At 48.9% G+C, this 13,482-nt stretch carries 13 protein-coding genes, 3 tRNA genes and 1 rRNA gene; 13 read left to right on the forward strand and 4 right to left on the reverse strand.

Translation table 11 applies throughout. The features are described 5' to 3' along the window. The 4 genes from ACFQ88_RS17110 to ACFQ88_RS17125 all read left to right on the forward strand — a co-directional run. Window positions 1-141 (forward strand): 23S ribosomal RNA (locus ACFQ88_RS17110); the annotation flags it as partial. 148 nt (window positions 142-289) lie between these two features. Beyond that, window positions 290-375 (forward strand) — tRNA-Leu (locus tag ACFQ88_RS17115). Window positions 376-385: 10 nt separating this feature from the next. Beyond that, window positions 386-470, forward strand: a tRNA-Leu gene (locus ACFQ88_RS17120). Between the two features lie 6 nt (window positions 471-476). Continuing rightward, a tRNA-Arg gene (locus ACFQ88_RS17125) sits at window positions 477-550 on the forward strand. Window positions 551-673: 123 nt separating this feature from the next. Here the strand turns inward: ACFQ88_RS17125 and ACFQ88_RS17130 are convergent. From ACFQ88_RS17130 to ACFQ88_RS17140, 3 genes are all read right to left on the reverse strand, one after another. After that, window positions 674-844: a hypothetical protein gene (locus ACFQ88_RS17130; RefSeq protein ID WP_239626232.1), complete on the reverse strand. Its 171-nt coding sequence runs from the start codon at window positions 842-844 to the stop codon at window positions 674-676. A gap of 114 nt (window positions 845-958) precedes the next feature. Then, complete coding sequence (locus ACFQ88_RS17135; protein ID WP_239626228.1) at window positions 959-1,129, reverse strand: hypothetical protein; 171 nt, start codon at window positions 1,127-1,129, stop codon at window positions 959-961. Between the two features lie 225 nt (window positions 1,130-1,354). Then, a complete protein-coding gene (locus ACFQ88_RS17140; RefSeq protein WP_379454925.1) occupies window positions 1,355-1,672 on the reverse strand; it encodes a hypothetical protein in 318 nt (105 codons plus the stop codon). 163 nt (window positions 1,673-1,835) lie between these two features. Here ACFQ88_RS17140 and ACFQ88_RS17145 point away from each other — a divergent pair, with 163 nt between their 5' ends. The 8 genes from ACFQ88_RS17145 (at window position 1,836) to ACFQ88_RS17180 (ending at window position 11,579) form a co-directional block, all read left to right on the forward strand. Next, window positions 1,836-4,064: a PAS domain S-box protein gene (locus ACFQ88_RS17145; protein WP_239626224.1), complete on the forward strand. Its 2,229-nt coding sequence runs from the start codon at window positions 1,836-1,838 to the stop codon at window positions 4,062-4,064. A 93-nt stretch (window positions 4,065-4,157) separates the two neighbouring features. Beyond that, window positions 4,158-5,087, forward strand: a complete 930-nt coding sequence (locus ACFQ88_RS17150) for an aldo/keto reductase (RefSeq protein ID WP_379454926.1) — start codon at window positions 4,158-4,160, stop codon at window positions 5,085-5,087. Between the two features lie 495 nt (window positions 5,088-5,582). Continuing rightward, window positions 5,583-6,440 carry a PRD domain-containing protein gene (locus tag ACFQ88_RS17155; RefSeq protein ID WP_379454927.1) on the forward strand — a complete coding sequence of 286 codons (858 nt, stop codon included), beginning with the start codon at window positions 5,583-5,585 and terminating at the stop codon, window positions 6,438-6,440. Window positions 6,441-6,468: 28 nt separating this feature from the next. Beyond that, window positions 6,469-6,963, forward strand: a complete 495-nt coding sequence (locus ACFQ88_RS17160; protein ID WP_379454928.1) for a PTS sugar transporter subunit IIA — start codon at window positions 6,469-6,471, stop codon at window positions 6,961-6,963. A gap of 66 nt (window positions 6,964-7,029) precedes the next feature. After that, on the forward strand, window positions 7,030-8,493 hold the full coding sequence (locus ACFQ88_RS17165; RefSeq protein ID WP_239626217.1) for a PTS transporter subunit EIIC: 1,464 nt from the start codon (window positions 7,030-7,032) through the stop codon (window positions 8,491-8,493). A 55-nt stretch (window positions 8,494-8,548) separates the two neighbouring features. Then, a complete protein-coding gene (gene fumC / locus ACFQ88_RS17170; protein WP_239626215.1) occupies window positions 8,549-9,937 on the forward strand; it encodes a class II fumarate hydratase in 1,389 nt (462 codons plus the stop codon). Between the two features lie 260 nt (window positions 9,938-10,197). After that, window positions 10,198-10,875, forward strand: a complete 678-nt coding sequence (locus tag ACFQ88_RS17175) for a rhamnogalacturonan acetylesterase (RefSeq protein ID WP_379454929.1) — start codon at window positions 10,198-10,200, stop codon at window positions 10,873-10,875. Between the two features lie 71 nt (window positions 10,876-10,946). Next, a complete protein-coding gene (locus ACFQ88_RS17180) occupies window positions 10,947-11,579 on the forward strand; it encodes an NUDIX hydrolase (protein WP_239626212.1) in 633 nt (210 codons plus the stop codon). Window positions 11,580-11,667: 88 nt separating this feature from the next. Here ACFQ88_RS17180 and ACFQ88_RS17185 read toward each other — a convergent pair whose 3' ends face one another. Continuing rightward, window positions 11,668-11,925, reverse strand: coding sequence for a YpbS family protein (locus ACFQ88_RS17185; protein WP_239626210.1), 258 nt, complete (start codon window positions 11,923-11,925; stop codon window positions 11,668-11,670). A gap of 357 nt (window positions 11,926-12,282) precedes the next feature. On the opposite strand from ACFQ88_RS17185, the gene ACFQ88_RS17190 reads away from it, so the two are divergent. After that, on the forward strand, window positions 12,283-13,476 hold the full coding sequence (locus ACFQ88_RS17190) for an ornithine--oxo-acid transaminase (RefSeq protein WP_379454930.1): 1,194 nt from the start codon (window positions 12,283-12,285) through the stop codon (window positions 13,474-13,476). Window positions 13,477-13,482: the final 6 nt, after the last annotated feature.

Below are 13,482 nucleotides of genomic sequence, written 5' to 3' on the forward strand. Positions count from 1 at the left end.
GCATCTAAGCGTGAAGCCCCCCTCAAGATGAGATTTCCCAGTATGTAAGACCCCTTGAAGACGACGAGGTAGATAGGTTCGGGGTGGAAGCACGGTAACGTGTGGAGCTGACGAATACTAATCGGTCGAGGGCTTAACCTAAACCCTAAGAAAGTGACGTGAAGCGCTGTAGCGTAGTCCGAAACCTTTCTCTAGGCCCGGAAACAAACCGGTTAAACAAATAATTGCTCGCAATACGCATCGTTTCGTATCTAGTTTTCAGGGTGCAAGTTACCTTGAGTATCATTGTGCGGTTGTGGTGGAATGGCAGACACGCTATCTTGAGGGGGTAGTGGGCGTACGCTCGTGGAGGTTCGAGTCCTCTCAACCGCACCATATCATTCATGCAGTCGTGGCGGAATTGGCAGACGCGCACGGTTCAGGTCCGTGTGGGCTAACCCCCCGTGGAGGTTCGAGTCCTCTCGACTGCATACCTTGTGCCCTTAGCTCAGCCGGATAGAGCGTTTGACTACGAATCAAAAGGTCGGGAGTTCGAATCTCTCAGGGCACGTACCTTTCAAGAAAAAACCTACAATCCAGGGATTGTAGGTTTTTTCTTTCATGTATCAGCTTGGCCGCAGCAGCGGAAAGAAATGTTTTCTGTCCGCCACACTGCTGCCCAGAACGAATGAACTTATTCAGACTCCTCGTCATTCAACGCAGAAGAGGTCGCTGCAGCATCACCTGCATTGCTTTGCAGCAAAGAGGACAATTGCTCCACTTGCTCCTGCTGCTCAGAATTGTCAGCATTGGAGCGCGCTGCATTCAGACCATGCTGTACCGCGTTATTTTGATTCTCTGCCATCCGGATCACCTCCTGTTGGTTACTCTAAATAACAGTATTCCTCTTTGTCTTTAAGAACATTCCTATTTTTTTCCGAAACCAAAGTCCCTCTTACTGGAAATTATTGTGAACGGACTAGTCGTTGTCCTCATAGCCTTCATTGGGGATCGTAACGACCTCGTTGTCCAGCATCACCTTTCCGTCGCTCGTTCCGGCCGCATACACATCCTGCAGCTGCTCCTTGGTCACATCTTGTCCGCTCGTTGAGGATAAAGAGGACTGGCGGGAAGAAGATTCGATTGCCATCGGGAATTCTCCTTTCTTTTCCTGAATCGGTTGGCTTGCCCGTTTACTATTTCTAATTGATCGCAGCGTTATACGCGACCCATAGAACAGAAAAAAAAGCTGCAGGGGGCATCCGCCGGAGTGCTCCTTGCAGCCGCTGTTATTTAGTGGAAATTATTTCATTTAGCGCATTTAGACGGTAATTTACTGAAGTCAAAGGTTCAACCTGGTCATGTTTTAACCTAATTACATATTAGTACCGGATAACTCCGGCCAGAAGGCCATACTGCCAAAAATGGCAACAAATAATACAAGGAATACGACATAAAGAACAATAAAAATCAACGCGAGCAGTAACGAGGCTCTTGCATAATTTCTTTTATTGGGATTCGTTCCGTCACCGAAAGCCCATACGAAAAGCATCACAATATTGACTATCGGAATGGCGCAAAGGATAAACGTTAGCATCCAATGCTTTACACTGACGACAGGGGCTTGCGATAAAGTCGCAGCCGCATGTTGTCCTAGCGGGGGTTGATACGTGTTGTTGGTTGGCGTATCCATACTTACTGTCCCTCCTTAGAAATCAAATCATAAAGAAAAAAACTTGGACGCCGCTGCCTTCATTCTCTAGTAAAAAGTTACTGAAGAAGAAGGAAAAGATCTTTTTTTGAAGAACATGTATGTAGTATTCTTGAAAAATAATCGGATAATGAGGTACGTTGCCATGAATGAACCGCAACACGAACGTGGGGGTTATACCGGGGATCGACATAACTCATCATTGGAAGCGTCCCTGGTTGTAAATGACACGTTATTCCGCAATGCTTTTGATTATGCCGCTATCGGAATGGCATTGATTGATCTGAACGGAAGATGGCTAAAAGTCAACCGGGCCCTCTGCGGCATTATCGGGTACTCGGAGGAAGAGCTGCTCTCAACCGATTATCAAAGCTTGACTCATCCGGATGATCTCGACATGAATCTGCAAAACACCAATCGGCTGCTGCTCGGTGAATGGGACAGCTATCAAATGGAGAAGCGCTTTTACCATAAAGCAGGCAATGTGATATGGATTTTGCTTCATGTGTCCCTTGTACGGTGCCCGAACGGGAATCCGATGTATACGATAGCACAAATTCAGGATATTAGCCTGCGCAAGCAATTAGAACAAAAATACCTTTCTTTGATCGAGTACAATCCTGCAGGCATTTGTTCGTTGGATCTCGAAGGGAAAATCGACAGTATTAATCCCTCCATGGAAAAAATCATCGGATACGATTCCGGCGAGCTGCTCCACACCTCCTTCAAATCGTTAATTGCAGGAGATAAAGATCATCTGTTGATTAATCAGAACGGGATGGAGAACGACCAGTACAACCACGAAATAACGTTAATCCACCGGATGGGAAACCAAGTACATCTTGGCGCCAAAGATGTGCCGATCATTGTGGACGGCAGAATTGTCGGCTTCTATATCATCGCACGTGACATTACCGAGCATAAGAAAACAAAGGAATCGCTCCTGAGACTCCAGCAGGACTTGCAGGATGTCGTGAAGAAGCAGCAGGGGATGACCTTCAAATTCAGAAAAATGAACGGCCGGTATATACATACGTTATGCGATGGGGAGCTGGTATATCGCTTGGGACTTAGTCCGGAGCAAATTGTGGGGAGGGAATTAAAACAATTTATGCCGCTGTCAATAGCCTTAGACAAGGAGTTGTATTATGAAAGGGCTTGGAGCGGTGAGGAGCATGTCCTGTACGAAGGCCAAATGAACGGAATCACATATATCGCTTCCTTGAGACCTATTAAGCGCGGCGACCAGGTTGTCGAGGTCATAGCCTCCTGTATCGATATTACAGAGCGCAAGCAGACCGAGGAAGATTTGCGAGCGACGAAGGAGATGCTGGAATCGTTTATTTCCAACACGTCGGATGCGATTGAAGTCATCGACCTAGACTCGAACGTGCTTCAGGTGAACGATGCATTTGAGAAAATCTACGGATGGAAACAAGATGAGGTGGAGGGCAAGCGGCTGCCTATTATTCCGGACGACTATGATGCCGAAATGCAGCAGCTATCCGATCAGGTGCTGGAAGGCAAGGAAATAACCGACTATGAGACTGTTCGAATGCATAAGGACGGAAGTCAGCTCTTTGTGAGCCTAACGATTTCTCCGATCAAAAATGCGGCCGGGGAAACGATTGCTTTGGCGGGGATTTCCAGGGATATTACCGAGCGCAAGAAAACGGAGGAGCTGCTGCGCAAATCGGACCGGCTTTCGGTTGTCGGGCAGCTGGCCGCGGGATTGGCGCATGAGATTCGGAATCCGCTGACTTCTTTAAAAGGATTTTTGCAGCTGATGCACGAGAAGGGCCCGAACTATCAGCATTACTATGATATTATGTGCTCCGAGCTGAACAGGATAAATTTTATTGTTAGTGAATTTCTTATTATAGCCAAGCCGCAAGCGGTTCATTACGATATGTATTCCTTGAATCAAATTGTTCATACGGTCATTCAATTAATCGAACCGGAAGCAACAATGAATAATGTGCAAATTATGGTCAGCTTGTCGGATGATCCGATCATGCTTTACTGCTCTGAAGTGCAAATGAAGCAGTTGTTTATTAATTTGTTGAAAAATTGCATCGAGGCCATGCCTAATGGCGGCCAGGTGGAAGTAGCCGTTTATCTTCAAATGGATAAAATCAAAGTCCGTATTAACGATAATGGTTCAGGAATTCCGCAGGACCGGCTTGCTTTTCTGGGCGAACCCTTTTATACGACGAAGGAGAAGGGAACAGGCTTAGGCCTGATGATGTGTTTCAAAATTATTGAGGCGCACCAAGGAACGATCGACATTCAAAGTCAAATCGATGAAGGGACCACGGTCGATATTACGCTTCCTCTTCATTCCGGCAGCGATTTCGGTCAGGAAACGTCCTAACCTTCTGCCCACTCGCTTTAACTAATAGGATATTCATGGTAAGCTATACAAGGTGCTCTGCATAAACAAACAATGGAGATAGGAGTGTGCCCTATGAAACAGATTACATTAGGTAAAAGCGATCTAAAAGTGACTCCCATTACTTTCGGCTGTTGGGAGCTAGGCGGCGGTCCGTGGGAGTTTACAAGCGACGATAACAATATCAAGACCATTCAGGCGGCCTTCGATATGGGGATTACGACGTTCGATACGGCTGAAGGCTACGGCAACGGCCATTCCGAAGAAATCGTTGGCGCTGCTCTGGAAGGAAAGCGAAATCAATGCATCATTTCGACCAAAGTCAGCAGGGCTAATCTCGCTGCAAAAGATGTGAGAACTTCCGCCGAGAACAGCTTGCGGAGATTGAAAACCGATTATATCGATATTTATTATATTCATTGGCCTTCATTTGAAATCCCTGTGGGAGAGACGTTAGCAGAATTCAATAAGCTGAAAGAAGAAGGGCTGATCCGGTCGATCGGCGTATCGAATTTCTCGCTGGAGCAGCTCAAAGAAGCGTTGAGTTTCGCACAAATCGATGTCATTCAGCCGGAGTACAGCTTGCTGCACCGCGGGATTGAAGCGGAAATCGGTCCATTTTGTCTGGAACATCAGATTTCGATCATGAGCTACAGCTCGATTGCCAAAGGAATATTAACCGGTGCCTTCCATTTGGGCGGAAAAAAGCTGGATGAAAACGATTTCAGAAGCACGCGCAGACTGTTTCTGCCCGACCATCTAGAAAAAGAAAAAGAGCTCATCATGTTATTGAAGCAAATCGCCGATCAGCATGGAAAAGCGATATCGCAAATCGCTATCAGCTGGCTGCTGCATCAGGAAGCTTTGACTACGGCCATTGTCGGTTCCCAGAGCATTAAGCATATGCAGGAAAACATCGAAGCTGCCGATATCGTCTTGAGCCAGGATGAGCTGGACGCTCTGAATGCTGTGAGCCGTAAAGTTATCGCCAGTATCGACGCATAAGAGATGAGCTCTTTCTATCATGTATCCTTCAACTTGCAACCACTCTGTTTTACTAGCAAAAAAACTGTGGTATCCTAAAACAACAAAAGCCCTACCTCTCTCTTGTCCTTGCGGCTCCGATGACCGCGCCAGTGTGAATCAGTAAACCTACAACAAATTCATTAGGGTTATTGGGAATTTGAAAGTTTTTATAGGCGGAAAAACAACGAAAAACGGATGGGGAATTACGTTTCGAGGTTGCTTCGGAATGATACATTCTTTACATCATAACATCTCCATCAAGATAATGCAAGAAAATCTTTTTTTTAACACTGCATTATTGACGAAAGCGGTTTCTTCCGATAAGATACTTGTAGTGAATCACTTGGCGTGTTACCGATGATGCGGGCATGAGCCGGGAGAAGATTTCTGTTTGTTTAGAAATCTTTTCTTGGCTTTTTTTGTTATTTTTTGAGTATAGTATCCATATGGACAAAGTTAGGCGGTGATTCATCGGTGAAATCAGAGAATAACCATCGCATTGAAAGAGTGATCGGGAACAATGTGATTCTGGTCAAGGAGATGGGGACCGAGAGGGAGTATGTTTTGCTAGGGAAAGGGATCGGATTCGGCTGCAAAACGTCCGGGTTCATCGATGCCAAAGACCCTCGTATCGAAAAGCGGTTTCGGTTGGATGACCGTGACCAGCTGAGTCAATACCAATCGCTTCTGGAGGAGATTGACCCAGAGGTAATCCAAATATCCGAACAAATAATTGATAATATTCAGAAGCATTTTACGACGCCTGTTAACAATAAAGTGTACTTCGCGCTGCCAAGCCATATCCAGTTTGCAATCCACCGGTTAAAGAACGGGATGGATATCGTCAATCCGTTTCTATATGAGACGAAAGTATTTTTCCCCAAGGAATATGAAATTGCCAAAATAGCGGCGGAGCTGATCCGCGCCAAATTTCTAATTGACGTTCCGGAGGATGAAGTCGGATTTTTGACGTATCATGTCCATTCTGCTGTAACGAACGTTCCGGTAGGACAATTGGTCAAGTTCTCCAACGTCATTAACGAAATGGTCGAGATGATAGAGGCTGTCCGATCGATTCATATTCCGAAAGAGAGTATGGACTATGTGAGACTCGTCACGCACTTGAGATTTTCCTTGGAGCGGATCATGCAGAAGAAGCTCGTAAAAAATCCTTATGTAAAAGAAATGAAGAAAAAGCACAAGGAAGAGTACCAGTTGGCTCTTCAATTGACCGAAATTATGAAGCATCATTTGCAGACGGATATTCCGGACGACGAGACGGGCTTTCTGGTTATGCACTTATACCGGTTGTTTCAGGTTTATTCATCATGACGCGCTGAAGTCAGCAAGGAGGATCCCTATGCATTCACGACATGACCGTTCCAACACATCGAACCGGCAGCTGTTGTCCGTTCAATCTCCGCTATCGGGACGCTCGCTGCCTCTCGAGGAAGTTCCGGACAAAGCTTTTGCCAGAAAGCATATGGGAGAGGGTATGGCGATAGAACCTAGTGTAGGCAAGCTGGTAGCGCCTTTTGACGGGGTAGTGGTATACTTGATTGGATCCAAGCATGCCCTGATTATCCAGCATGAGACAGGGCTGCAGCTGTTAATTCATGTCGGTATCAATACGGTAGCGTTAAAAGGAGAAGGCTTCGCCGCTCATATTGGCGCAGGGGACAAGGTGAGGCTAGGCCAAACACTGATTACCTTCGATATTGCTCATATCCGGGATTCCGGTTACTCGGCCGTGACGCCCGTTGTCGTTGTCAATGATGATTTCGGCGGGCGGGTGGACGGTTCCTACAGAGAGGTTAAGGCAGGAGAATCCCAATTGATGACGATAGCCTTATAAAAGATCGGGTACCAGCCATACTGAAGGTATGAAACGGGTATTCCATTGAAGAAGGAGTTGGCGCCATTGCTCGCTTCGTTACAAAAAATAGGGAAGGCGCTGATGCTGCCGGTGGCGACTTTGCCTGCGGCGGCTTTGCTGCGCCGATTCGGTGCTATAGACTATGTGAACGACTTTCATTTGGGTGACCATGTCGGGGGATTTCTCAACCAGTATGTCGCTCCTTTCCTGCTGGCAGGAGGTTCGGCTATCCTAGACTACCTCCCATTATTGTTCGCGGTTGGCATTACGATCGGATTGATCGGGGAGGCGACGGCATCGCTCTCGGCTGTAATTGCCTATCAAGTGTTAATAACCGTGCTGTCGAAGATGCCGGTTGCATTTCCGGAATTTATCGGTTCCGACGAGAAGCTGGACACAGGGGTTATAGGCGGAATTATTGCGGGCTTACTTGCCTCGTATTTGTACAAAAAATACCATACGATGAAGCTGCCGGAGTGGCTCGGATTTTTCGGAGGTAAACGGTTCGTTCCGATCATTACTTCATTCGCCATGGTCGTTGTCGCTATCGCTCTAGGCTTAATATGGGGCACCGTACAGCACGGACTGAATACGTTCGGGAGATGGTCTACGGAATTAGGGGCCGTCGGGGCTTTCATCTTCGGTACGGCGAACCGGCTGCTCGTTCCATTCGGGCTGCACCATGTTATCAACTCGATAGCCTGGTTTCAAATCGGCGATTATACTAATGCGTCGGGCCAGATTGTACACGGAGATTTGTACCGGTTTTTTAGCGGAGATAAAACGGCCGGCCAATTTATGACCGGATTTTTTCCTATTATGATGTTTGCCCTGCCTGCAGGGGCGCTAGCGATCATTCATTCGGCCAAGCCGGAAAAGCGAAAGATGATTACGTCTGTTTTCGTAGGAACGGCGTTAACTTCATTTTTGACCGGCATTACCGAGCCTCTTGAATTCGCTTTCATGTTCGCAGCTCCGGCGCTGTATGCTATTCATGCCATCCTGACCGGGCTATCCGGCGCTGTAACGGCTTATATGGGCATCAAGCTCGGCTTCGGATTTTCTGCAGGACTCATTGACTATTTGCTGAATTATCCACTGGCGACACGCCCGCTGCTCTTGATTCCTGTAGGCTTGGGCTTTAGTATTATTTATTATGTGCTGTTCCGCGTCTTAATCAGTAAACTCCAATTGAAAACGCCGGGAAGAGAAGACGAGCCCCAATCGGCAGCCGCTGCTTATATCTCGCCTATTCAGAGAATGCGCAACAAAGCCGAGCAGGTGCTGGCGGCGATCGGAGGCGCCGATAATGTAGGTGGCGTGGATGCTTGCATCACCAGACTCAGGCTTGTTGTCAAAGACGATAAGCTGGTGGACGACAAGGAGCTGAAGGAGCTGGGGGCATCGGGGATTATGAGGCTCGGGCACGGCGCGGTTCAAGTGATTTTTGGAACACAGTCGGATCAGTTAAAGGATGAAATCAAAAAGCTAATGCATGCAAGTGATTAAATTATCCCTAAAATTGGGTAAAATACCAAAGGTAGAAAAAGGAGGTGCCGTACTTATGAAATACAGAGTAGAGCGGGATACGATGGGGGAAATTCAAGTTCCGGCCGATAGGCTGTGGGGAGCGCAAACCCAGCGCAGCAGCGAAAACTTCAGAATCGGCTCGGAACGGATGCCGATGGAGGTCATCAGAGCTTTTGCCATATTAAAAAAATCAGCAGCCCAAGCCAATAAGGATCTGGGCAAGCTGGATCCGGATAAAGCAGCGGCTATCCAGGCGGCGGCCGATGAAATTTTGACGGGCCAATGGGACGATGAATTTCCATTGGTCGTATGGCAGACCGGAAGCGGCACGCAGTCTAATATGAATGTAAATGAAGTGATTGCGCACCGCGCCAATCAGCTTCTGGAAGGCAAAGGGATCGAGAAAAAAGTGCATCCGAACGACGACGTCAACCGTTCGCAAAGCTCTAACGACACGTTTCCTACGGCGCTTCATATCGCAGGCGTTCTCGCTGTCGAAAATCATTTGCTGCCGGCTCTTGCCAAGCTGAAAGGAACTATGCGCTCCAAAATGGAGCAGTTCGCCGACATCATCAAAATCGGCCGCACCCACCTGCAGGATGCGACTCCGTTGACTTTGGGGCAGGAAATCAGCGGCTGGTGGGCTATGCTGGAAAAGACGGAGCAAATGATCACAGGCAGTGTAGATACGATGAAGGAGCTGGCGATCGGCGGCACGGCGGTTGGTACGGGCTTGAACGCCCACCCGCAATTCGGCGATAAGGTGGCCGAGGAGATCAGTAAGGAGACCGGCATAACGTTCGTCTCTGCAGCGAACAAGTTCCATGCATTGACAAGCCATGACCAGGTTGTGTTCGTACATGGGGCGTTGAAAGCATTGGCGGCCGATTTGATGAAAATCGCCAATGACGTTCGATGGCTCGCGAGCGGGCCGCGGTGCGGCATCGGGGAGCTGGTGATCCCTGAGAATGAGCCTGGCAGCTCCATTATGCCGGGCAAAGTGAATCCGACGCAGAGCGAGGCTATGACGATGGTTGCCTGCCAGGTCATGGGCAACGATGCGGTGATAGGCTTCGCGGCAAGCCAGGGCAATTTCGAGCTGAACGTATTCAAGCCGGTGCTGATCCATAACTTCCTGCAGTCATCACGGCTGCTTGCTGACGTTATGGTGTCGTTCAACGATCATTGCGCCGTAGGAATTGAGCCGAACCGGGAAGTGATTAACCGGTACCTGCAAGAGTCGTTAATGCTGGTCACCGCGTTAAATCCGCACATCGGGTATGAGAAGGCGGCTATCATCGCCAAGCTGGCTCACAAAGAGCATCTTACCTTGAAGGAAGCGGCGATTCAAAGCGGATTTTTGTCTGCGGAGCAGTTCGACCAATTCGTCCGTCCGGAGCATATGGTGAGCCCGCAAGAGTAATCAGAGCAGGAGATAAAGGCTGTGTCGTCCGATGGATATCGACGGCAGAGCCTTTTTTGTGCTATTCGGACCGCTCCGCGTGGGTCACAGTTAGAACATGGATTCTCATGCCATTCAGAGAATCTCGCCAAGATTCACGGTCTGAGTTTCAAATATTCATATGGATTCAAATAACATCATTGTCCCAAAAGGACCGAACCGTTATTCTAGTAGTGTATAATAATAGATGCCGGATGGATAGGGAAGGCAATTCATGGGGGATGAACACGATGCGCAAAATCGAAGCAGGAAGATGGAATATCTATTTGGCGGGAGACTCCACCGTTCAGACATATCAACAGGAATCCGCGCCGATGGCAGGCTGGGGACAATATATCGCCCGTTCCTTTAACGAGCAAGTCAGCTTTATCAACAAGGCGATAGGAGGCAGAAGCTCCAAATCGTTCGTTGCCGAAGGGCGATTGGCCGTCATTTTGGAAGACATCCGGGAGAATGATTATTTATGGATCCAGATGGGCCATAACGATTCGACCGTTAGCAAGCCGGAGCGGTACACGGAGCCTTTTACGGAATACAAGCATTATTTGAAACTGTATATCGATGGGGCGCGAGAGCGGAAAGCCACGCCCTTGCTTATCACGCCCGTAGCACGCCTGCATTACGAAGACGGCCGTTTCTTGAACGATTTTCCCGATTATTGCGATGCGATGAAGCAGGTGGCGGAGGAAGAGCGGGTCTTATTGCTGGATTTGATGTCCAGAAGCTTGCAGAGATGGGACGAGCTTGGCTACGATAAGACGAAGGAGCTGTTCATGATTTCGCATAATGGAACGGACTGCACGCATTTTACCGATAAAGGGGCTCAAGAAGTCGCTCTGCTGGTTGCGGAAGGAATCCGTGATCTGAACATCGATTTGTCCCGCTGCTTGTTGAAATAAAGTGGAAGCTGCGCCCCAGCTTTTCTGATACAATGATAGTAGTACATACGAAGCGTAAGGGGCTGCACAGGATGAATCAGGAAGAGCAATTTGATATTTTCGACGACCAAATGAACAAAATCGGGACCGCAGCCCGACGGGAAGTACATGCCCATGGATTATGGCATCAAACCTTCCAGTGCTGGATAGTAAGCGAGTTGTTTGGCGATAAGTGGCTGCTGTTTCAGATGCGGCATCCGGACAAGGATACGTTCCCAAGCCTACTGGATATTTCATGCGCAGGCCATTTGCTCGCAGGCGAGAAGGTGGAGGACGGCGTCAGGGAGCTCGAGGAGGAGCTTGGTCTGGCGGTTACCTTCGACAGTCTCATTCCATGCGGTCTGTATCGCGAAGAGCAGTTTATAGCCGCGGATAAAACGGACAGAGAGCTGTGCCATGTATTCGTCCTTCGGGAGGATAAGCCGCTTCACGAATACCGACTTCAGGAAGACGAAGTTACCGGCTTGTACCGTATTGCATTGAACGATGTCAATCGGCTCGCACGGGGAGAAGGGCAGCTCGTCATTCAAGCGGCTGGCGTAGAACCGGATAAGAATGGGGTATTACAGCCTGTAGAGCGAACGTTCACATATTCCGATTTCGTTCCACATGGGGCAGCATATTATGAGCTCGTGCTGCGAGGCGTTGAGAAGCTGGAAGGCTAATGGAAATAAAAAAGAAAAAGCTTTGAGCGAAAGAAGACAGTGTCTTTCGTTCGAAGCTTTTTTTTGGCTGTCAGCCGCATGGATCGGCTTAAACTGTACGGTTGACATGATCACGGACCATGTCCTCGGTGACGTAAGGTCTTGTCGGAGAAATGCCGTGCTTGGCATGCTCGTTGATGCTGGCGGTAATCCGGTTGATCACCTCAACGGTGAAGGGCTGTCCGGATTTGCATTGGGCAATCGCTTGATCTATGGCTGCTTCACGTTGTTCGTCCAGCAGCTGGAATTGCTCCAGATGAGAATGCATTTTACGGGTATGTGCGGTTATGGCTTCATGTACGCTCATGGGTCGGGCTCCTTTATCCTCGTTCATTCGTTCAGACTATAGTCGATGGTAGATATCATACTACGTATAGTGCGGTCAAGCAAGAGTTACGAGTTCAAGCCTCTGCTAGCGTGTTCAGACGAAGTCATGCTTCCGGACCGGGGACAGGCGATAAGCAACGGAGTCCGCGGATTTATAGAAAACCGGGCTTGAGCCCAACCCATCTGCATAGGCTAAACATAGGATAGGTATAAGCACACTGTCTTTCTATTTATCTGAAAATTCAATTTATTTATCGATCTCAAAAGCCAAGTGTTCCTGAAATACGGTTACCGGAGTCCGGCTCCGGCAATCCGGAAGCGAGGTGCAGCCTTGTCCATGAGAAGAAGTCAAGAAATTATCCGCAAGACAGACAAATATGGAGCGCACAACTATCATCCTCTGCCGATAGTAATCTCGCAGGCGGAAGGAGTTTGGGTTCGGGATGTGTCGGGCAAACGGTATATGGATATGCTTAGCGGCTATTCCGCCTTGAATCAAGGACACCGCCACCCCAAAATCGTGCGCGCTTTAAAACAACAAGCCGATAAGGTGACTTTAACGTCCCGGGCCTTTTATAACGATCGAATGGGGGATTTGCTGGAGCTTCTATCGTGCTTGACCGGAAAAGATTGCTTTTTGCCTATGAACACCGGTGCGGAAGCGGTGGAAACTTCTATCAAGCTCGCACGACGGTGGGCGTATGAGGTGAAGGGGATTCCGGACCATCTGGCGGAGATTATCGTATGCGAGGGAAACTTTCACGGGAGAACCGTAACGGCTACGTCGATGTCCAGCTCGTCGGAGTACCGTCATCATTTCGGTCCGTTTACTCCCGGGTTCACGGTAATCCCATTCGGCGATACCGAGGCGTTGAAGCGGGCGATCCAACCGAATACGGCGGCTTTCCTGCTCGAGCCGATTCAAGGGGAAGCGGGAATCCGTATCCCGCGTGACGGGTACTTGAAGGAGGCGTCGGACCTGTGCAAGCAGCATCAGGTGCTCCTTGTCGCCGATGAAATCCAAACCGGGCTCGGCCGTACCGGTCAATGGTTTGCCTGCGATTGGGAGTCCGTCGTCCCCGATGTGTATATTCTTGGCAAAGCATTGGGCGGAGGTATACTCCCCGTATCCGGCATCGCGGCCAATAAGGAGCTGATGCAGCTGTTCGATCCCGGTTCCCACGGCTCCACGTTTGGCGGCAACCCTCTTGCCTGTGCCGTGGCCATTGCGTCGCTTAAGGTGCTCGAGGAGGAAAAGATGATCGAACGTTCGCGCGAGATGGGGGCTTACGTTCTGAATAAGCTGCAAGCCGAGCTGCAGAGTCCACTGGTAGTGGACATACGGGGCAAAGGGCTCTTCATCGGCATCGAGCTTGCGGAGGACGCCAGACCGTATTGCGAGCGGTTGATGAATCTCGGCTTGCTTACGAAAGAGACACACTCGACCACCCTACGGCTGGCGCCTCCGCTTATTCTCACCCAAGACCAAGCGGATTGGGCGATAGGTAAAATCAAGGCAGTTCTGCAGTAAGCAAAT

Source organism: Paenibacillus sp. NPDC056579 (genome assembly GCF_042793215.1).
In the GTDB taxonomy this organism is placed as follows: Bacteria; Bacillota; Bacilli; order Paenibacillales; family NBRC-103111; genus Paenibacillus_S.